A 20,480-nucleotide genomic window follows, 5' to 3' on the forward strand; every position below is an offset into this window, starting at 1 on the left:
GTTGTTTGTATAATAAAGAAAAAGGGAGGTGCGTCATGGACGAACATTATGCCGGACAGCTCGAAGTCGCAAAGAAAGGTTACGCTGGAATCATCGACCCCAAGGCCTACGTGAACGACCGCTATCACGGCCATTGGACGGTCAAGAGCGAGAAACGCATCAACGGGGTTCCCGTGTTGCTTCAAAAAGCGTTCAACGGAGGCAAGAACAATTGTACACTCACCTCGATGACGGCCATTTTCCGCTATTACCATGACCTTGGCTATGCGCGCATCCCGGGGGACGTAATCGAGATTCAACGAGACGCACGTGAGATTGCGCTCGCCCATCAGTTTAAGGACGAGAAAGGCACACCACCGACTCGAATCAGTACAATCGTCACGAAACTTTGGGCCCATTACGGCTACAAAGGGCACGGCAGCTCGCGTTATCTATGGAAATGGTCGACGTTCGAGCGTGAACTCGCGGCCGACCGCCCTTTTATCCTGAATATGGCGAACGGCTTTTATAAAAATCACTCCGTCACCGGAATCGGGTATATCATCTTCCACAAACCCGGCTTTCCCGACGTCATCTTGCTCGAGGTGCTCGACAACCGGGCCCGTGACATTCGCTACATCGATTTCAACGAGTTCAACTTTTGGGGTAGCATCACGCGCGTGTATCCGCCACAGGACGTTCAGGAGAAATAACGATTAGCCCTCGCCTCGATGGCTTGCCCGATTCGAATCAGATGCTCCCGTTTCGCATACGAGCCATGGTGGAGACCGAAAGCGTCTCGACCGTTCCCGAGACCGACGAACACTTCGGACGGTTTGACATGCAGTCCGATCATTGGGATATGGAGCGTCGCATGATAGCCGAGTTCGAACTGGGCGCTCGGGTAAGCCTCGATCATCTCGCTATGCGTAAAACCGTCGAACGCTGCACAGTTATCCCGCCCAAGGACGATCAAACGGGAAGGGTTCACATAACGAATCGTCCGTTCGAGCAAATCGAGCGATGTCGGGTGCTCCATCCATTGGCGTCCCGTCCGCAATTGGCCCATCTGACGCCACGTCGCATATTTGAAAAAGTCGACATGGAGCGCGGACCCGTCGTAGAATGAGCATCCCATGCCTTCAAGCAGGGCCTCGAGTTTCGCCCCTCCCGGTTTGCCGAACCAGCTCGTCGTCGCCCGTCCGGCCTCGAAGTAAGCCGCGGCGTAGTGAAGTGTCGCGTCGAGCGCGTTGTCATCTTGCAGGTAGGCATCGAGTGATTCGTCACGCCAATAGAACTTTTGTGACTCTCCTCTACGAACGGTGCCGTCCCGTTCAAAAAATTCGCCGCGCGACGGATTCGTCCCGACGGTGAGCCACTGTTGCTCCGTCGGGCGCCCATACCATAGGACCGGAGAGGCCCCCTCAATCAGCTCTGTCTGAAACGACGATGTCATGAGCGCTTGTTGAAACCGAATCGCGTCTTGCAATAGCACTCGTGCCTGATCCATCGAGCCACCTCCTCTCTACTCGTTCGTTTCCCGCTTTCAGGCACATGTAAAATACGTTATAGTGAGAGGACGAAGCCAAAAAAAGGACGTGGATCTATGCGTATCAATAAATTCATCAGTGAATCCGGCAAGGCGTCCCGCCGCCAAGCCGACCGTCTCGTCGAAGAAGGACGGGTTACCATCAACGGGAAGAAAGCGAAAATCGGCGACCAAGTGAACCCAGGGGACGAAGTGCTCGTCAACGGTTCGGCCGCCCGCGTCGCACGAAACAACGTTTATATCGCCGTCCATAAACCAGTCGGCATCACGAGCACGACCGAGAAGAAAGTCAAAGGCAACTTGGTCGACCTCGTCAACCATCCGCTCCGCATCTTCAATATCGGCCGTCTCGATAAAGACTCGGAAGGGCTCATCTTGATGACGAACGACGGTGATATCGTCAACGAGATTCTTCGCGCCGAGGGTGAGCACGAGAAAGAATACATCGTCTCGGTCGATAAGCCGATCACCCCGGAGTTCGTCGAACAGATGGAAGCCGGCGTCAGAATTCTCGGCCAAAAGACGTTGCCGTGTAAAGTCCATCAACTGTCAAAGTTCGATTTCAACATCACGCTGACGCAAGGGCTCAACCGCCAAATCCGTCGCATGTGTGAAGCGCTCGGTTACGAGGTGTACCGCCTTCAGCGCGTACGTGTCATGAACATCACGCTCGGCAAGCTCCCGCCCGGACAATGGCGCGACCTGTCGAAAAAAGAACGCGAGCAGTTGTTCCGTGAATTGAATTACGAACCGAAAGAATGGTATTAAAACAAGCCCAGACGCTTTTTGTCTGGGCTTGTCATCGTTCATAGAGCGATGCGACATGGTCGGTCTCTCGTCGGATGAAGCGTTTGAGTTGAGCGCATAAGTCATCGAGCTGCCCCATCGTCGTCTCGAACGAAAAGGTCGCCTTCATATCCCCGCCATCGCCTTTCATTTGTTCGACCACGGCGTTGACTCGGACGGTGCCTCGCGCATTCGCCAGTTCGAACGTCAAGGAGACATGGACGAGCGGGACATCGAGGACCCACGTCTGGGGCGACTTCCCATTGTGTGCATTGAACACAGATAATGTGGAGACGAGTGTGTCGATGTCGGATACGGTGACGTACTCATCCACCGTGACCGCGCACCATTTTCCCTTCAGCGTCAATACGATTTCCATTTCCAAACCGTCTTCCCAAATCCGTCTCATCTTCAACTGTTCGACCATTGCCATCCCTCACTCTCTCATTTCGAATATATCATGGCGTTTCCACGAAATCCGTCAACTTTTCACCAAAACGGGAATAGACTTATACAGATGATTTCGTAACGAAAAGAGGTGAATCGTCATGAATGGCGCCTTGTTCCCCCGCACCTCGGTCGGCAAGTGGTCGATCATCCTCATCGGCTTGTTCCTGGCCATGTACGTGCCGTTCCTCCTGCTCGATAACTTCGATACGACCTTTCATTCGACGCTTTGGAGCGACAACGCCGCGAACATGCTCCGGCTCAGCTATATGACCACGTTCTCCGTCCTCGGGCTCGGAGCGTTCGTGACCGGATGGTGGGCCATCTTGAAACAAAAAGAGTACGCCGTGCTCGTCTTCTTCGCGGCCGTTCTCGGCTCCGGACTGTTCGTCCTCTTAGTCATGGAGCTCCTCGGCATCCTCGAATAGAAGACAAAATAAGGAGTTCGCCGCGGCGAACTCCTTGTTGATTGCGCACTTATTTGACGATGACTTGCTTCATCTGGCTGGCGCGGCCTTTCGCATCTTCGATATGGACCGAGAGACGCTCTCCTTTTTTGAGCGTGCGTGTCTTCGTGACGAACGATCCTGTGAGTCCAGTCGTCCCTTTCCCGATGACACGGCGCTTCGCATCACGCACGATGACCGTCATGCCAGCGTCGGCGCGACCCGTCACTTGCTTCGCGTTCGCACGCGGCGTCGAGACGGCCGGTTGTTTCGCACGGGCACCTTTCACAACGAGAAGGCGTTCGCTCGAAGCGAGCTTGCCGTTGCTATAGACGACACGGAGTGTGGTGCCTGCTTTTTGTGCCCCAATGTTCAACGCGACCCGAGCCTGTTTCGACGTTCCTGTCGCCAGACGTTTCTCGCCGTTATACACCGTCACTTTTGTCCCGCTCTGCACGCTAGCGGCAAACACGGTCGAATTATCACGAACGATTCCTGGCTTGGCATAGAGACGTAGCATCGAAGCCGCATAATGCACGTTCACTTTGCCGTAGCCGCTGATGTAATCGTAGTTGAACGGAAGCTCTTCTTCAGACTCATCCATGAAGTAGCTGAGCCCATCTTCATAGCTCATCCCACCGATCGCGTCGCCGCCTGAGAAGGCGACTGGTTCCGCTGTACGATGGAGCAATTGACGTACTTCTTCCACTTTGAGTGTCGGGCGTGTTGATAACAACAAGCCAACGACAGCCGAGACGTGCGGTGTCGCCATGCTCGTTCCGTCCATATAGACGACGTTACCGTTCGGTACGAGACTCGCGACTTTTGTTCCCGGTGCCACGACGTCGACGCCGTATCCGTAGTTCGAGTAATCCGAGACGATGCCGAACGTGTTCGTCGCACCGACCGAGATCGTGTATTTCGATGATGCTGGGTAGGACAGGCTTGAATCGCCATCGTTCCCGGTTGCCGCAACGACGACGACACCGCGGTCATACGCGTACTTCAACATATAACCGATCGTCCGGCTCTCGCTGCCGCCGAGGCTCATGTTGATGACTTTGGCTCCCGCATCGACAGCATACTTGATGCCGAGCGCGATTTGTTCCGTGTCTCCCGAACCGCTCGCGTCGAGCACTTTGACCGGGAGAATCGACACGGCCGGCATCATACCGCGCATCGATGTCCCGTTGTTTTGAATCGCACCGATGACGCCGGCGACGTGTGTCCCGTGGCCGTGGTCATCGATGGCACTGCCTTCCCCGTTCGGGTCGACAAAGTTCTTCTCGTTGGCGATATCGACGCGTCCTTTGAAGTCAAGGAGGCGATAATCGACACCCGTATCGAGCACGGCCACTTTGACCGATCGAACCGGCAAGTTGAGTGCCTCGTATGCGTCAATGCCGATGCCAGCATCTTGGAACGGCGCCAACACCGATTTCGAGTTGAGTGACCATTGATAATCGTAGCTCGTGTCGGCCATGAACGCTTGGTACTTCTGGACCGGTTCGATGAACTCGACGTTCGCATCACGCTCGAGCGTCGACTTGGCTGTCGCTTGCGTTTTCGTGCTCGCCGCTTCGACGTCGACGACTGCGAAGTGGTCACCCGGGCGACCGAGATTCACTTTCTCCGCCGAGACGTTCGACAATGCGTTCATCTTGCCGAGCGATTTGCTTGGTGACGACTTGTATTTGACGATATAACGCGGCGCATCATCAACTTCAATCGATACCCCGAATTTACCCATCACATCTTGGAGCGGTGTTCCGGCAAGCGTCCCCGTCCCAAGCTTAGCTGCCACTTGATTGACTTCTGCTTGCAACGCTGTCGGCACGCTTGACGTCACGAGCGCCTGCAACCGTTCGATGGCTGCGTCATCCGCTGGCGTGAGCGTGTATGATTTCCGATCAACGAGCGCGTTCATGAGTGGCTGTAACGCCTTCAAATCATTGTACGCTTGTTGGCGTTTCGCTCCGTCTTTCACCATCGCTTTGATGAGGTATGGCGACGTCCGATAGTACAAGGCAGCCAAATCGTTGCCTGACTCTGATTGCGTCAACACTTCCGTCTGAATGCGACGGATGAGTTTCAACATCGATTCGCGCTCTGGTGCTGGATTTAAAATCGATTCGACAGCACACATGCCCGCCTCCGTCTCGATGTTTTCATACTTGACCGGCAATTTGACCGGGTTGTAGACGAGTTTGATGTCGGAAGGCGACATCGTTTCTTCTTCCATCAACGGGAGATACTCCACTTTGATGTAGTACGGACCTTCCCATGCATACGGGAATCGAATTTTCGCCGTTTGCTGTCCGTCTTCTTGTGACGCGCTCGAACGATACTGTTCGAACGTCTCGTCTTTCGCTGCCAAATCGGCACTTGGATAAACCGAGATATTCGCGAGCTTCGTCGAATCGAACTGAATTTCCATATGCGTCATCGCCGATGGAGTCCCCCGTTCCATTTTGAACCAGTATGTATTCGTGGCGTCTGTCCCGGTTTCGAACGTGACTTCCACTCCTGGGCTGAGCGTCTTCGCCTCTTGCATTCCCGCTCCAGCGTCCGCACTCGCTTGTGGCGGAATCAATGCCAGTACGAGCATGAGCACCGTGACGAATGATAAAACTTGTTTCCATGTTGCTTTCATCTGTTCTCCTCATTTCTATATGTCCAAAGCTACAACCGACGGATCCGTCAATTCATGTATACGTGACAATGGCTTGAAGGTTCCAACAATTAACTACAAAAAATCACTTAATTTCATTATTTTAGGAAACTCTTGATTTGTCTATCTCTAATATGGTTTTTTCGAAAAATAATTTAAAAAACAGGTCAGAGGAATTCTTCCCCTGACCTGACGAGTTGTGTGGCTTATTTTGCTGTGACGCCCCCATCGACCGGAAGCTCGATTCCCGTGATGTGATTGGCCTCATCCGACGCGAGGAACAGGACAGCCGTCGCCACTTCTTCAGCCCGACCTAGATTCGGCAAAGCGATTTGATTCAAGAAATGCTGTTTATAGTCCGGGTGCTCCATGTGCGGCGCGCTCATCGGTGTCACGATATAGCCCGGATGGACCGAGTTGACGCGAATGTTGTGTTTCCCGTAATCGACGGCCGCCGCTTTCGTGAGCGAACGGACGGCTCCTTTCGAGGCCGTATAGGCACCGGCACCGGCCATGCCTGTGAGCGCCGAGATGGATGAGATGTTGACGATCGAACCGCCGCCGTTTTGCTCCATGAGCGGGATTGCATATTGCGTTCCGAGCATGACGCCATCGATATTGATTCGATACGTGCGTGCCCAGTCTTCCTCTGTCTGGTCCAAGAACGGTTTCGCGAGCGCGATGCCCGCATTGTTGACGAGCACATCGAGTTTCCCGCACACGGACTGGACTTCGTTATAAATGTTTTTCCAATCGTTGCGTGACGTGACGTCGTGTTGAAGCGCAATCGCCTCGCCACCGTTCGACCGGATTGTCTCCACGACGTGCGTCACCGCTTCAAGATTGATGTCCGTCGCGACGACAGTCGCCCCTTCTCGTGCGAACAGCTTGGCCGTCTCCTCACCCATGCCACTGCCTGCCCCTGTAATGACCGCTACTTTCCCCGTTAACCGCATAATCCCAGCTCCATTTCTTTAAATATGATAGTCTAACTATCATTATAGTAGTCGATGCACATTCGATTCTCAACGAAACTGCCTCGACACGGTATAATAACGAGATATAAAGAGGTGATTTCATGAGTAAACGACAACAAAATAAAGAAGAGCGAATGAATCGTATCATCGAGCAAGCCGAGGTCCTCTTCTTACAAGATGGATTTGAACGGGTGCAAATGCAGGATATCGCGGACGCGTCCGAGCTCGGGGTCGCGACGCTGTTCCGGTACTTTCCGAAAAAAGACCAATTGATCGTCGCTGCGGCCGTGCGCAATTTGGCACCGACGCTCGACGTGTTCAAAGAACTGACGAACCGACCGGGAGATGCCTACTCGCGACTCGAGGCGATTCTCGACTATCTGCTCGACCAACAAGTGAAGCGGACGAACCACTCTCGTTTCCGCGAGGCGTTCGAGAGCTATGCCTCGTTCGTCGCAAGCCCACTCCCTGGGATTGGCGACTATATCGAGTTGCAGCGCGAGATTATGGAGACGCTCGAACCACTCATCGCGGACGGGAAGACGGACGGTTCGTTCCGGCGTGACCTTGACGTGAAAACGACCATCGTCACCATCATCAACGCGTTCGGAACGTTCGGCAACAACATCATTTTAAAGTCGCATATCAGTTATTTAGAGGACGACATCGAGCCCCTCATCCAACAGCGGGTGTTGCGAGAGATGCTCTTGTCGTATGTGCGCCCATAACGAAAGCCCCTTCGCGTGAAGGGGCTTTATTCGTGCAGTTCGAGCGGCAGACCGTCCGGGTCGAAGAAGAACGTCATCTTCTCACCCGTGAACGTGTCAAACCGAATCGGTTCCGTCGTGACGCCGTGCGCATTCAGTTCGGCGACGACCGCCTCGATGTCGTCGACTTTGAAAGCGAGATGGCGGAGTCCGCATGCCTCTGGGAAGCTCGGTCGTTTCGGGCTGTCCGGTTTGATGAACAGCTCGAGCTCGTAGGCGCCGAGCCGCAGGTCGATCTTGTGATCACCTTTGTCCGGACGATGATGCTCGCGAATGACATCGAACCCTAAGATATCGATATAGAATCGTTTCGCCTCATCATAGTCTGAGGCGATAATCGCCACGTGATGGATGGTATGTAGTTGCATCATAATCCCCCATATACAAAAAAATGAGCACCTCTCACTAGAGGTGCTCTCGAAAAGTCTACCGCGTCGAACCACGCTCCACAACGTGCTCCCGAAGGAATGTCCGCCGTCTTACATAGACCAGCTCATCGCATGTACTCAACTATAGGCGAATCCGAGCCCCGCGTCAATCTTTTGTTTACATCGGGTTGACATCTTCCTAAAAATTAGGATAATCAATAGTGTTAGCACTCTTAATATCAGAGTGCCAAAATCGAACAATGAAAAAGGAGAACGATCATGACAAAGAAACAGTTTCAAGCCGAATCGAAACGAATTTTAGAGTTGATGGTCCACTCAATCTATACGCATAAGGACATCTTCCTCCGCGAGCTCATCTCGAACGCGAGTGACGCCATCGACAAGATGTATTACCGCGCTCTCTCGGACGAGGCGATTGACTTCAACAAGGACGACTACTTCATTAAAGTCGAGCTCGACAAAGACGCCCGAACGATCACCATCCGCGACACGGGAATCGGGATGACGGCCGACGAGCTCGAATCGAACCTCGGCATCATCGCCAAGAGCGGCTCGCTCGCGATGAAGCAGGCGACGAAGATGGAAGAAGACCACAGCCTCATCGGCCAGTTCGGCGTCGGCTTCTACTCGGCGTTCATGGTAGCTGACCGTGTGACGGTACGTACCCGCTCGGTCGACAGCGAGCAAGGCTACTTATGGGAATCCGAAGGCACGGACGGCTACACGATCGAGCCAACAGACAAGGCCGACATCGGAACCGAGATCACGTTACATCTGAAAACCGATACGGACGACGAGACGTATTCATCGTTCCTTGAAGAGTACGAGATCCGTTCGCTCATCAAGAAGCATTCGGACTTCATCCGCTACCCAATCAAGCTCGACGTGACGAAACACCGTCCAAAAGAAGATGCAGACGAGTACGAGGACTATGTCGAAGAAGAGACGGTCAACAGTATGGTGCCGATTTGGCGCAAGCGGAAGAGCGAGCTGTCGGAGGAGGACTACAAGGCGTTTTATCATGAGAAACGCTACGGCTTCGACGAGCCACTCAAGCACCTTCACTTGAACGTCGACGGCTCGATTCGGTATCAGTCAATCCTCTACATCCCATCGACGGTCCCGTTCGACTATTACACGAAAGAGTTCGAGAAAGGGCTCGAGCTGTACTCGAACGGTGTCTTGATCATGGAGAAGTCGCCTGACCTGCTCCCGGACTATTTCGGTTTCGTCAAAGGGATGGTCGACTCGGAAGATCTTTCGCTCAACATTTCCCGGGAGATGCTGCAGCAGGACCGCCAGTTGCGTGTCATCGCCAAGAACGTGAAGTCGAAAATCAAAGGCATGCTCGAGAAGATGCTCCAAAACGAGCGCGAAGACTACGAGAAATTTTACGAGTCGTTCGGACGTCAGCTCAAGTTCGGCGTCTACGACCAGTTCGGTGCCGCCAAGGACGAGTTGAAAGACTTGCTCTTGTTCCACTCTTCGAACGAGAAGAAGCTCGTCACACTTAAAGAATATGTCGCGCGCATGAAAGACGACCAGAAGTACATCTATTATGCGACGGGTGAATCGATTCATCGCATCGATCTCTTGCCACAGGCAGAACGCTTGAAGGAAGAAGGGTTCGAGATTCTCTACTTCACGGAAGAAATCGACGAGTTCGCCATCAAAATGCTCCAGTCGTATGACGACAAAGAGTTTAAGTCGATCGCGAGCGGTGACCTCGGGCTTGATGACGAGGCGGCCCATTCGCTCAATGAGGACAACAAGGACTTGTTCGCCTTCATGAAACAAGAACTGGGCGACCGCGTCAAAGAAGTGCGCGCATCGACACGTCTCAAGTCACATCCGGTCTGCTTGACGGTCGCCGGTGACGTCTCAATCGAGATGGAGAAGATTTTGAACACGATGCCGAATGGCGGCGGCATGAAAGCTGAAAAAGTGCTTGAAGTGAACGCCGATCACGCCATCTTCCAGACGTTACAGCGCATCTATAAGGAAGATGAAGCGAAAGCGAAACAGTATACCGATTTGCTCTATCAGCAAGCGCTCCTCATCGAAGGGCTACCGATTGAAGATCCGGTCGCCTATTCGAATGCGGTGTGTGCGTTGATGGCAGAATAATTGAAAGGCAGAGGGCGACCTCTGTCTTTTTCATTTATTCGTATGGAGACGTGATACAATTTAACGTAGAAGAAATTCTTGGGAATGAGGTGTCATATGCTGTTCGAAAAAAATAAGTTGTATAAACGCTCTGAACTTCACGATCGTTACGGTGGAAGTCGACAACGAGGGATTAGTACCCCAAACAAACATAAACTCATCTTTATATTCGATAGTGGAATGGACGAAGAGTTTGGCTATAAAAATGGCTGGAATGAAGATGACGGTCTCTACTATTACAGCGGAGAAGGACAGGAAGGGAATCAATCGTTTTCTTTCGGAAATAAAGCTCTACTCAACCATGTAGAAAATGGCGAAGACGTTTATTTATTCGAATCGCTTGGACGAGGGACTTACCGCTTTGTCGATCAACTCATTTTAATTGGTTTTGATATTCAATTTGGAATTGATAAATATCACAATCAACGAGAAGTGATCGTCTTTGCGTTTGAGCCACTACACGTCATTCAGGAAGAAGCCCAGCAGTTCTCATCGACGATGCGCTATAAATCAATTGAAGAGTTAGAGGAAATTGCATCTCGCGACCCAAAACGAGCAACTGGTTTAAGTATGTCCGCCCGAAAGTTACAAGTCCGTGAGCAAACAGCGGCGCTTCATTATTATGTGCTGGCTCGTGCCAATAACTGTTGCGAAGCTTGTGGGCAACCAGCTCCGTTTGAAACGGAAAACGGACCTTATCTCGAACTCCACTCGCTTTACAAAGAGTCCGATGCTGGCTTATCACAACCTGATCAAGTTGTAGCAGTTTGTCCGAACTGTCACGCTCGCCTCCATAAAGGCATCGATCGAGTAGAATTTAATCAACATATTATCCATAAAATTCAGCAACCTTGATCTGCCTTCAGATTAAGGTTTTTTTATTTGCAATTGATAATCGAGTGATTTATGACGAGAATCATGTATTGATTTCTTCATAAAACAGATGTCTATGCATCAGCTTTTATTTTTTTCACATAGGTTATTGAAAACAAAAGCACATTTATTTTGTAATCGTTTTCTTTCCTTTCATCAAGCGTTTTAACCATTTAACGTTGATATATCAACATTTTACCAGACATGCAAACGCCTTGACATTTTTGGCGGGTTATATGAAGTTAGTATTACATTATAATTATTCTAGTAGAGACGAAAGTCCACTAGAGTAAAAAAACAAGGAGGACATATCCCATGTCATTAATCGGCAAAGAAATCTTACCTTTCAAAGCACAAGCATTCCAAACAGGTGAATTCCTCGAAGTATCGGACAACGACTTCAAAGGTCAATGGAGCGTCGTTTGCTTCTACCCAGCTGACTTCACATTCGTCTGCCCGACTGAACTTGAAGACCTTCAAAACGAATACGCAACACTTAAAAACCTCGGCGTTGAAGTCTACTCAGTATCGACTGACACACACTTCACGCACAAAGCATGGCACGAAACGTCTGAGAAAATCGGCAAAATCGAGTACATCATGATTGGTGACCCATCACACACAATCTCACGTAACTTCGACGTCTTGAACGAAGAAGATGGCCTTGCTGACCGCGGTACGTTCATCATCGATCCAGACGGCGTCATCCAAACAGTTGAAATCAACGCAGGCGGCATCGGCCGTGACGCGAGCACGCTCGTTAACAAAGTCAAAGCGGCACAATACGTCCGCAACAATCCAGGCGAAGTTTGCCCGGCGAAATGGGAAGAAGGTTCTGCAACACTTCGCCCGAGCCTCGACCTCGTCGGCAAGTTGTAAGGAGCGGATTTCATGTTAGAAGCAGATATTAAACAACAGTTGGACCAATATCTCCAGCTCATGGAGGGCGATGTCGTCCTCCGTGTCAGCGCTGGAGACGACGCGGTCTCTAAAGAGATGCTCGACCTCGTGAACGAACTCGCGAGTATGTCGTCACGCATCTCGGTCGAGAACGTCACGCTCGAACGCACACCGAGCTTCAGCGTGAGCCGTCCGTCTGAAGAGACAGGGATTGTCTTCGCGGGCATCCCGCTCGGTCACGAGTTCACGTCACTCGTCCTCGCGTTGCTCCAAGTGAGCGGCCGGGCGCCGAAAGTGGACGCGGATGCAATCAAACAGATTCAAAACATTCAAGGCACGTACCACTTCGAATCGTATATCAGCCTCAGCTGCCACAACTGCCCGGACGTCGTCCAGGCACTCAACGTCATGAGCGTCCTCAATCCGAACATCTCACACACGATGATCGACGGTGGCGCGTTCAAGGCAGAAGTTGAAGCGAAAGAGATTATGGCTGTCCCAACCGTCTTCTTGAACGGTGAGGCGTTCGGCAACGGGCGCATGTCACTTGAAGAGATTTTGGCGAAACTCGGTACTGGTCCAGACGCTTCGGCGTTTGACAACAAAGAACCGTATGACGTCCTCGTCATCGGTGGCGGCCCGGCCGGTTCGAGCGCAGCGGTTTACGCGGCTCGTAAAGGCATCCGGACCGGCATCGTCGCAGAACGCTTCGGTGGTCAAGTGATGGACACGATGGGGATTGAGAACTTCATCGGCACATCTTACACAGAAGGCCCGAAACTCGTCGCGAGCTTGGAAGAGCACGTGAAAGAGTACGGCATCGACGTCATGAACCTCCAGCGCGCGAAGCGCCTCGAGAAGAAAGATCTCGTCGAGGTCGAACTTGAGAACGGTGCCGTCTTGAAGAGTAAGAGCGTCATCTTGTCGACTGGTGCACGCTGGCGCAACGTCAACGTCCCAGGTGAGGCCGAGTTCAAAAACAAAGGTGTCGCCTACTGCCCGCACTGTGATGGCCCGCTCTTCGAAGGCAAGCGCGTCGCGGTCATTGGTGGCGGTAACTCTGGAATTGAAGCAGCCATCGACCTCGCTGGAATCGTCAAACACGTGACGGTGCTCGAGTTCGCTGCCGAACTCAAAGCCGACCAAGTACTTCAAGACCGTCTCCACAGCCTCCCGAACGTGACCGTCGTCACGAACGCTCAGACGACAGAAATCACGGGTACGGACAAAGTGAACGGCATCTCGTACTTGTCTCGCGAGACGAACGAGACGCATCACGTCGAACTCGAAGGCGTCTTCGTCCAAATCGGCCTCGTCCCGAACACGGACTGGCTCGACTCGGTCGAACGCAACAACTTCGGTGAGATTGTCGTCGACCGTCACGGCGCGACGAATGTCCCAGGTGTGTTCGCAGCAGGTGACTGCACGAACAGCGCCTACAAACAAATCATCATCTCGATGGGATCTGGTGCGACTGCCGCACTCGGTGCTTTCGATTATATGATTCGCAACTAATGTAAAATGCGTCCTCGAACCTGAGGACGCATTTTTTAGATTTCGAATGATTTTCCAGAGTCCGGGATAAACAACAACTTTTGTCCCGCTTCTGTTTTAAAGACATATGCGACATTTGAAATGAACGGATTCCACTCGCCCCCTTCCGTGCGCACACTTTCTGTATACGTGACGTTTCCATACGCCCTAGACAGCTCTTGTTGTGCCGCAGCGACCGAGTAAGTCGGAATCGATAAGACAATCGTCGCACCGACCAAAAAGACAGCCACGAACGCAGACCACCATTTGCGTTTCGGATACGTCATTCTTACTAAAATCAAGATTGAAACCATCCAACTAATCGGCACCCAAAACGTCGCTGCCTGTCCGTACCACCTGTCGTTCACATAAAACAACGCGATTACCACGATCAATCCGAGCATCCACCACCATTTCATTCCCATCACCTCATGTCAATTATCCCAAAAACAGGAAAATAGGCAACGATATTCTGATTCACGGCAACCGATTCAAACGTTTGATTCCCCGGGAAAGTGGAATATCGGACAAGAGAACGGATTTTGAATGAGGAGGCATTTTATGAACATCCCAACCATCAAACTACATGACGGCTACGAGATTCCGGCCATCGGACTCGGTACCGTTTATTTGCGAGGCGAACCGGGTGTCGACGCCATCACATGCGCCATCCGCAACGGGTATCGCTTAATCGACTCGGCAATCCGCTATGACAATGAAGGTGCCGTCGGCGAAGCCGTCCGCCAATCCAGCATCCCGCGCGAGCAGCTGTTTTTGACGTCGAAGCTGCGGGCTCAATATTTTAATTATGATGATGCACTCGAGATGATTCGTGAGTCACTTTACCGGGCAAATCTCGACTATTGGGACTTGTTCCTATTGCATTGGCCGAACCCGAAACAAGACAAATATGTCGAGGCGTGGCGCGCGCTCATCCAAGCGAAAGAAAACGGATGGATTCGCTCCATCGGCGTCTCGAACTTTATGCCCGAGCATCTCGACCGGTTGATTGAGGAGACAGGTGAGACACCGGTCATCAACCAAATCGAGATGCACCCGTACTTCTCACAAGTCGAGCAACGTCAGGCTGACAAAGAGCGCGGTATCGTCACCGAGGCCTGGAGCCCGTTGAGCCGAGCCCGTACCGTCACTCATGACGAGACGATTGCCGAGCTTGCACGACAGAAAGGCAAGACCGTGTCTCAAGTCATTCTGCGTTGGCACGTCCAGCTCGGTGTCATCCCGCTCCCGCGTTCGTCGAGCGAGTTGCACCAAAAAGAGAACCTCGACGTCTTCAACTTCGAATTGACCGAGGACGAGATGGAGACGCTCAACGCCCTGACGAAGCCAGACGGCCGCATCGATAATCAAGACCCAAGAGAATACGAGGAATACTAAAAAAGATTGAGCCGTCTGGGCTCAATCTTTTCTCGTTAAAACGCCGGAATCGCCGTTTCTTCGTAATTCTCTTCCAAGAACGCGCGGACTTCGTCACTTGTGAGTGCTTCGCCGAGTTTCTGGATCGCTTCTTCATCTTTGTTGTCTTCACGAGCAACAAGCGTGATGGCGAAGTCGTTCTCGACACCTTCCGTCAAGAGGGCATCGCTCTTCGGCGTCAAGCCGAGTGGCGCCGCATAGGCCGGCGTCATGAGGACCGCATCGACGTCATCATACGCACGCGCGAGCATGAGCAAATCGACTTCCTCGAACTTGAGGTTCTTCGGGTTTTCCGTGATATCGGCTTGCGTGTAATACGAACCATTTTTCTCACCGAGCTCGATCACATCGTGTTGGGCGAGCAACGAGAGCGAGCGGTCGATGTTCGACACGTCGTTCGCGATGGCAATTGTCGCGCCTTCCGGGATATCGTCCATGTTGTCATGCTCTTTCGAGTAAACACCGTAGTTGGCGAAGTAAATCGGTTCGATTGGGACGAGGTTGGCGTCATTGCTGCGATTGAACTCTTCCATGTACGGGACGTGTTGGAAGAAGTTCGCATCGACTTCTTTCGCCGCGAGCGCCGTATTCGGTTGGACGTTGTCACCGAGGACGACGATTTCGAGCTCGATGTTGTCTTCTGCGAGCTGCTCTTTCGCGATTTCAAGCATATCCGTCATCGGTGGGATGAGCGATGCGACTTTGAGCGTCTGCGGCTCGTTTGACGGGGCTTCCGTCGTGTTCGTTTCTGAATCGTTTCCACACGCCGCGAGGACGAGTGTGAGTGAGGCGAAAAGCGCCATTAATTTTTTCATGTGGTTTCCTTCTTTCTGTAGATGATTAGCGTTTGTCGATGAGTCGGGCCACCGTCGTACCGGTGAACTGAATCATCTGGACGAAGACGAGCATGATCAAAATCATGTACATCATCAGCTCCGTCTTAAACTGCTGATAGCCGTAGCGGATGGCAAAGTCACCAATGCCGCCGCCCCCGACCACCCCCATGATGGTCGAGTACGAGATGAAACTGATAATTGACGTCGTCAGTCCTAGGACGAGTCCGGAGCGGGCCTCGACGTATAGGAACTTGAAGATGACGTCTTTGATGGACGCCCCCATCGACACGGCCGCCTCGACGACGCCGCGTGGGACGTCAAGGAGTGACTGCTCGACGAGTCGCGAGTAATGGGCGATGGCGATGATGGCGAGCGGTACGGTTGCCGCTGCCGTCCCGATGGCTGTTCCGATGATGAGCCGCGTAAATGGAATCAAAAACACGACGAGTAGCAGGAACGGGAACGAGCGGACGATATTGACGATCAAGTTGAGCACGGAGAAGACGGCCCGATTCTCGAGCAGCTGTCCTTTCCGTGACAAATAGAGCCACGTCCCGAGCGGCAGACCCAGGAGGACGGCCGCGAGAATCGAGACGCCGACCATGATGAACGTCTCCCCGATCGATTGCCAAATCTCGGTCTGGTATTGCAGGAGCACCTCAGGCATGTGGTTCACCTGCCTTCTTCAGTTGGTCGACGAACCAGGACGGATTGTCGTCGATGTCTGCGACCCCGCTCGGAATGACGTCAATCGTCTCATACACCGAACCGTCCGTCATAACGGTCACGCGTTCACACACTTGTTTGATGACGTCCATCTCATGCGTCACGATGACGATGGTGACGCCGAGCCGCTCATTGATCGACTTCAACACGCCGAGCACTTCGGCCGTCGTGTTCGGGTCGAGCGACGACGTCGGCTCATCACACAATAAGACGTGCGGTTCGTTCGCGAGCGCCCGTGCGATGGCGACGCGCTGTTTCTGTCCACCGCTGAGCTGCGCCGGGTATTTGTCTTTGAACGACTCGAGCCCGACGAAACGAAGGCACTCGAGCACCCGGGCCTCATGCGTCGCGCGCGGTCGGCCAGCCAGTTTGAGCGAGGCGGCCACATTGTCATAGACGGTCTTGTTCGCGACGAGATTGAATTGTTGGAAAATCATGCCGATGACGTGACGCTTCTCGCGCAGCTGTCGACTCGACAGGCCCGTCAACTCGTCGCCATCGACGGTGACTTTTCCTGTATCAGGTGTCTCGAGCAGGTTCATCAGTCGGAGCAACGTCGATTTGCCGGCTCCGCTCGCGCCGATGATGCCATATACCTCGCCACGCTCGATGTGAAGCGAGACGTCACGGACCGCTGCGTCGCGGCCGAACTGTTTGCTGACATTCGTTAACGTGATCATAGACGGTTCCTTTCTCTCATGGGAAAACTGGGTCAACCTCGTACCCCATTTTAGCGAACTAAAGCAAACTTGTCAGGTGAGGTGCTTCACAAAAAAAGAACCGCAAGATGGCGGCTCACTTCAGCGGATGCTGTTTGAAATGATCAGCGATATGGCGCCGCATCGATTCACGATTCTCGGCAAAGATGCGATGCCGGTGGCCGTTCCCTCCGGATGGATGGGGAAACCCGCTCACGACGCGTTCCGGTGCGATGATGCCTTTGTCGACGAGCGTCTCGATGGCTCGGCGGACGTTGATGCCCATCGGTAAAATCAAGGCGTCCTTCACGACAGCCATCTCATCAGCGAAACCGCCCTCGACGTAAGATTGAAATAAGGCCGTCTTCAAAATGTCCGGGCTCGACCCGTTGTAGTTCTTCCCTTTATAGAAGACCGGATACGGTAACACCGCCGTATTCTGCACGAGATGGTTCGCCTCGCCGAACAAATCGAGCGTCGACGGGATCCCGAGGTGGTAATGCAAGTCCAAGTCGTCGAGCATCGTCACCAAGTTCTTGCGAATCGGTCCGGAGAAGCTACCTCGTTGTTTGACAGCCCGAAGCGCCTCCTCGTCGGGCGCGTCCGCCAAATCACGGATTGCCTCGAACGATTGCCGCATTTGATACAGTCCCGGTGTGATTCCCGCGATGACGACTTTGGCGTTCGGGTTGATGTATTCGAACGGCGCATAATAAATCGTGAGTTGCTTGTTCGAGTCTTCTTCGAGAAGGAACGGTTCACTCTTCAGAGTCGTCTCCTCCAAATCAGGTAACTCGAGAATATGTTGTTTATAGCGTTGAAATAAATCGGTACGTGTCGGCATGTAAGTCCCTCCTCTGTTTTTCTGTTCCCTAAACCGTCAAATCCTATCAGAGGATGGTGAACTCGTTTCGCGCATTGACGTGACACATCCGCTTTTGTATAGTTAGGAACGACAAAAACGAATAGGAGTGACCAATTTGACTCCAACAGAACCAACGACACGACTCCTCGATCTCCTCAGTGAGCGACATGACCAAATCCGTCGCATCAGCGAGCGGGCTTGGAACGAGCAACACGATATCTATATCTCCAACTCCGAATGGTATGTACTTGCCCGCATCTATAAAAAGAAACCGACCATTGCTGAAGTGACGCGCAACGTCCACATCTCCCGTCAAGCAATCCATAAGCTCATCAAGAACTTGAAAGCGAAAGAACTCGTCACGGTGACTGATCATCCGACGAGTCGAAAAGATAAATGTATCGAGTTGACCGAACTCGGGGTCCGTTGCTATGAACAGAACGAGGCACTGAAGGCCGAACTCGAACAAAAAATAGCCGATTCACTCGGTGACGACGCGTTCCGACAACTGAAAACGTTGTTGAAAGCCGACTGGAATTTGTAATCTCTCCTAACGATTGGGAGGGATTTTTTCGTGTCACATTTCACCTCAAATGTCAACCGAGTTGACATTTCGTGTCATGAACTACTATACTTGATGAAAGGAAGAGGTGATCGATTTGTTCAAAACTGGTGATTTAATCATCTATTCGACCCACGGAGTTTGCCGCATTGACGACATTTCCGACATGACGGTCGCGGGTGAGACGAAGTCGTACTACACGCTCCATCCCATCAATAACGCACAGAAGTTGCAAATCAGCATCCCCGTCGATAGTGATAAAGTGATGATGTTGACGCTCTTAGAAGCAACAGAAGCAAAAGAGATCCTCGAATCGTTCCGCTCGCCGGGTGTCGAATGGAATCCCCATCCGAACAACCGCAATCGCGAATTCTTGAACGTCGTGCACTCGGGTAACCGTCACGACATCGCTCAAGTCATCAACACGCTTGCCCGCCGCCAAAGCGAGGCGCTCGCGTTGAACAAAAAGTTATATGAACAGGACCGTAAGATTTTAGAGAACGCTAAAACGATCCTCGTGAAAGAACTTTCGCTCGCGCTTGAATTATCGGAAGAAATCATCGATCAACAAATTGCTGCTTATTTGAGCGAAGAACCTGTCGCCACTACTTGATTGGCCCCTTCCGTGCGAAGAGGTCTTTTTTTATTGTTCAAAGACGGCCAGCACCTGTTCTTTCAGCGGTTGAAAACTTTGTCCCACATGTCCATGGTACATAAAATGCTTGGAACAGAAAATCGTCCCGACTGTCCCATTATCGTACGTAAATGTAATCGGACCTTTAGAAATCCAGTCTTTCAACGCAATTTTCTTTTTGAACGTCTCAGATGGTCTCATCTGCTCCGCCTCCAACAAATTAAGCAATTCCCCGAGCGCCTGCTTACTGTGTACAATAATCACTTTTGGCTGATAGAGAGATAGTAGCTCACGAAATACACTGCTGCCGTGCTGAATTAACCCATCTTTCACTTGAAGCAAGTCTTTCGTACGCTTTGTCGGATACGCGTTCATATTCGTCTCAATGATGCTAATCTTCTCCCCTGACCTCTCTTCTAAATCTTTCACAAATCGATTTAAACCGACTCTCGTACGGGATAAGGGACTCTTTCCTTGTGATAGTCGAATCATCTTTATTTGTTCAATGAAGCGTTCACGATTACAAAGTATTTGAATATAGTCCTCGACACTTGAAAACGCATCTTTTGAAATTGGTGTGGCCGGATTGATACCCACTATAAAAACATTCCCTTTTGAATCAGGTGATTTACTGACGAATGGACGAAAATAGATGTCATGGGAAGGGACTTCAATCCATGTATGTAGCTGTTCATTTGTTTGCATAATCATGTCCTCCTTTAATCACTCTCAACAATGACATCTTCCGCGAGCCCTGTGTTATTGATTTTCTTATACTGATCATACACATCCGCCACATCAACAAGTTCTTCGGGATCCACAAGCAATGTCTTCGACCCTTTTTCAATCAAGAGAAGTGGATGGTCTTTGAATTTGATTTGTTCAACCACATCATTCGCATGTGAGATTAGAAGCGTCTCTGTTGTCGGTCTCATGCAACGGACTTCCCAACGGTCGAGCCATTCTAGAACTTGTCTCGTTTCCCATTCGACATCGAACAGGAGAGCAACAAGGATATAGTGGCCTGCATGCCTCATCAATACTGCGAAACAATCGCCCAACTGGATACATTCCGTCTGTGCCGTCTCCATATGATCTTCGTAGTTAGGGAGCACACAATATTCGAAGCAATCCGGGTACTTTCGAAGTTTGTCGACATAATCACCGTACTTCTTACGCTCCCATTCAGATAAAATGATTTTATTCATGCAGCACCTCCTAATTTTATGTAGACTTAAA

At 51.7% G+C, this 20,480-nt stretch carries 23 protein-coding genes; 11 read left to right on the forward strand and 12 right to left on the reverse strand.

Features of this window, described 5'->3' with window-relative positions:
* Positions 1-35 precede the first annotated feature (35 nt).
* On the forward strand, positions 36-692 hold the full coding sequence (locus tag KNO58_RS10515) for a C39 family peptidase (protein WP_214753729.1): 657 nt from the start codon (positions 36-38) through the stop codon (positions 690-692).
* On the opposite strand, the gene KNO58_RS10520 is transcribed toward KNO58_RS10515, so the two are convergent.
* Complete coding sequence (locus KNO58_RS10520) at positions 680-1,489, reverse strand: hypothetical protein (protein ID WP_214753731.1); 810 nt, start codon at positions 1,487-1,489, stop codon at positions 680-682. The genes KNO58_RS10515 and KNO58_RS10520 overlap by 13 nt on opposite strands.
* Positions 1,490-1,585: 96 nt before the next feature.
* On the opposite strand from KNO58_RS10520, the gene rluF reads away from it, so the two are divergent.
* Entirely contained in the window at positions 1,586-2,296 is a 711-nt protein-coding gene (rluF, locus tag KNO58_RS10525) for a 23S rRNA pseudouridine(2604) synthase RluF (protein ID WP_214710769.1), read from the forward strand.
* A 31-nt stretch (positions 2,297-2,327) separates the two neighbouring features.
* On the opposite strand, the gene KNO58_RS10530 is transcribed toward rluF, so the two are convergent.
* Complete coding sequence (locus tag KNO58_RS10530; RefSeq protein WP_214753733.1) at positions 2,328-2,747, reverse strand: hypothetical protein; 420 nt, start codon at positions 2,745-2,747, stop codon at positions 2,328-2,330.
* Positions 2,748-2,862: 115 nt separating this feature from the next.
* On the opposite strand from KNO58_RS10530, the gene KNO58_RS10535 reads away from it, so the two are divergent.
* The gene (locus KNO58_RS10535) at positions 2,863-3,189 is read left to right on the forward strand and encodes a hypothetical protein (protein WP_021067925.1); all 327 of its coding nucleotides are present in this window, start codon (positions 2,863-2,865) and stop codon (positions 3,187-3,189) included.
* Positions 3,190-3,238: 49 nt separating this feature from the next.
* Here KNO58_RS10535 and KNO58_RS10540 read toward each other — a convergent pair whose 3' ends face one another.
* Positions 3,239-5,860: a S8 family peptidase gene (locus KNO58_RS10540; protein ID WP_214753735.1), complete on the reverse strand. Its 2,622-nt coding sequence runs from the start codon at positions 5,858-5,860 to the stop codon at positions 3,239-3,241.
* Between the two features lie 224 nt (positions 5,861-6,084).
* On the reverse strand, positions 6,085-6,834 hold the full coding sequence (locus tag KNO58_RS10545; protein ID WP_214753737.1) for an SDR family NAD(P)-dependent oxidoreductase: 750 nt from the start codon (positions 6,832-6,834) through the stop codon (positions 6,085-6,087).
* Between the two features lie 122 nt (positions 6,835-6,956).
* Between KNO58_RS10545 and KNO58_RS10550 the strand changes: the two genes are divergently transcribed.
* Positions 6,957-7,583, forward strand: a complete 627-nt coding sequence (locus KNO58_RS10550; protein ID WP_214753739.1) for a TetR/AcrR family transcriptional regulator — start codon at positions 6,957-6,959, stop codon at positions 7,581-7,583.
* A gap of 26 nt (positions 7,584-7,609) precedes the next feature.
* Here the strand turns inward: KNO58_RS10550 and gloA2 are convergent, their stop codons facing one another.
* On the reverse strand, positions 7,610-7,990 hold the full coding sequence (gloA2, locus tag KNO58_RS10555; RefSeq protein WP_214753741.1) for an SMU1112c/YaeR family gloxylase I-like metalloprotein: 381 nt from the start codon (positions 7,988-7,990) through the stop codon (positions 7,610-7,612).
* A gap of 279 nt (positions 7,991-8,269) precedes the next feature.
* Between gloA2 and htpG the strand changes: the two genes are divergently transcribed.
* The 4 genes from htpG (at position 8,270) to ahpF (ending at position 13,465) form a co-directional block, all read left to right on the forward strand.
* Complete coding sequence (gene htpG, locus KNO58_RS10560) at positions 8,270-10,138, forward strand: molecular chaperone HtpG (protein ID WP_214753743.1); 1,869 nt, start codon at positions 8,270-8,272, stop codon at positions 10,136-10,138.
* 96 nt (positions 10,139-10,234) lie between these two features.
* Positions 10,235-11,032 (forward strand): SRA domain-containing endonuclease, encoded by a 798-nt coding sequence (locus KNO58_RS10565; RefSeq protein ID WP_214753745.1) that lies wholly within the window; start codon positions 10,235-10,237, stop codon positions 11,030-11,032.
* Positions 11,033-11,365: 333 nt separating this feature from the next.
* Complete coding sequence (gene ahpC / locus KNO58_RS10570) at positions 11,366-11,929, forward strand: alkyl hydroperoxide reductase subunit C (protein ID WP_021067918.1); 564 nt, start codon at positions 11,366-11,368, stop codon at positions 11,927-11,929.
* Positions 11,930-11,941: 12 nt separating this feature from the next.
* The gene (gene ahpF / locus KNO58_RS10575) at positions 11,942-13,465 is read left to right on the forward strand and encodes an alkyl hydroperoxide reductase subunit F (RefSeq protein WP_058765242.1); all 1,524 of its coding nucleotides are present in this window, start codon (positions 11,942-11,944) and stop codon (positions 13,463-13,465) included.
* 35 nt (positions 13,466-13,500) lie between these two features.
* On the opposite strand, the gene KNO58_RS10580 is transcribed toward ahpF, so the two are convergent.
* Positions 13,501-13,902 (reverse strand): hypothetical protein, encoded by a 402-nt coding sequence (locus tag KNO58_RS10580; RefSeq protein ID WP_214753747.1) that lies wholly within the window; start codon positions 13,900-13,902, stop codon positions 13,501-13,503.
* 142 nt (positions 13,903-14,044) lie between these two features.
* On the opposite strand from KNO58_RS10580, the gene KNO58_RS10585 reads away from it, so the two are divergent.
* Positions 14,045-14,881 carry an aldo/keto reductase gene (locus KNO58_RS10585; RefSeq protein ID WP_214753749.1) on the forward strand — a complete coding sequence of 279 codons (837 nt, stop codon included), beginning with the start codon at positions 14,045-14,047 and terminating at the stop codon, positions 14,879-14,881.
* 35 nt (positions 14,882-14,916) lie between these two features.
* On the opposite strand, the gene KNO58_RS10590 is transcribed toward KNO58_RS10585, so the two are convergent.
* The 4 genes from KNO58_RS10590 to KNO58_RS10605 all read right to left on the reverse strand — a co-directional run bounded on the left by KNO58_RS10590 (position 14,917) and on the right by KNO58_RS10605 (position 18,024).
* A complete protein-coding gene (locus KNO58_RS10590; protein ID WP_214753751.1) occupies positions 14,917-15,735 on the reverse strand; it encodes a MetQ/NlpA family ABC transporter substrate-binding protein in 819 nt (272 codons plus the stop codon).
* 25 nt (positions 15,736-15,760) lie between these two features.
* Positions 15,761-16,423 carry a methionine ABC transporter permease gene (locus KNO58_RS10595; RefSeq protein ID WP_029596402.1) on the reverse strand — a complete coding sequence of 221 codons (663 nt, stop codon included), beginning with the start codon at positions 16,421-16,423 and terminating at the stop codon, positions 15,761-15,763.
* The gene (locus tag KNO58_RS10600) at positions 16,416-17,162 is read right to left on the reverse strand and encodes a methionine ABC transporter ATP-binding protein (protein ID WP_214753753.1); all 747 of its coding nucleotides are present in this window, start codon (positions 17,160-17,162) and stop codon (positions 16,416-16,418) included. The genes KNO58_RS10595 and KNO58_RS10600 overlap by 8 nt, the downstream gene beginning before the upstream one ends.
* Before the next feature lie 115 nt (positions 17,163-17,277).
* The gene (locus KNO58_RS10605) at positions 17,278-18,024 is read right to left on the reverse strand and encodes a hypothetical protein (protein WP_214753756.1); all 747 of its coding nucleotides are present in this window, start codon (positions 18,022-18,024) and stop codon (positions 17,278-17,280) included.
* Between the two features lie 136 nt (positions 18,025-18,160).
* Between KNO58_RS10605 and KNO58_RS10610 the strand changes: the two genes are divergently transcribed.
* Both KNO58_RS10610 and KNO58_RS10615 read left to right on the forward strand, forming a co-directional pair.
* On the forward strand, positions 18,161-18,589 hold the full coding sequence (locus tag KNO58_RS10610; protein ID WP_214753758.1) for a MarR family winged helix-turn-helix transcriptional regulator: 429 nt from the start codon (positions 18,161-18,163) through the stop codon (positions 18,587-18,589).
* A gap of 106 nt (positions 18,590-18,695) precedes the next feature.
* Positions 18,696-19,220 (forward strand): CarD family transcriptional regulator, encoded by a 525-nt coding sequence (locus tag KNO58_RS10615; RefSeq protein WP_214753759.1) that lies wholly within the window; start codon positions 18,696-18,698, stop codon positions 19,218-19,220.
* A 30-nt stretch (positions 19,221-19,250) separates the two neighbouring features.
* Here KNO58_RS10615 and KNO58_RS10620 read toward each other — a convergent pair whose 3' ends face one another.
* Complete coding sequence (locus KNO58_RS10620; RefSeq protein ID WP_214753761.1) at positions 19,251-19,946, reverse strand: hypothetical protein; 696 nt, start codon at positions 19,944-19,946, stop codon at positions 19,251-19,253.
* Between the two features lie 14 nt (positions 19,947-19,960).
* Positions 19,961-20,449, reverse strand: coding sequence for a hypothetical protein (locus KNO58_RS10625; RefSeq protein ID WP_214753763.1), 489 nt, complete (start codon positions 20,447-20,449; stop codon positions 19,961-19,963).
* Positions 20,450-20,480 lie beyond the last annotated feature (31 nt).

The organism is Exiguobacterium sp. J17977 (genome assembly GCF_018616375.1).
GTDB classification, from domain to species: domain Bacteria; phylum Bacillota; class Bacilli; order Exiguobacteriales; family Exiguobacteriaceae; genus Exiguobacterium; species Exiguobacterium mexicanum.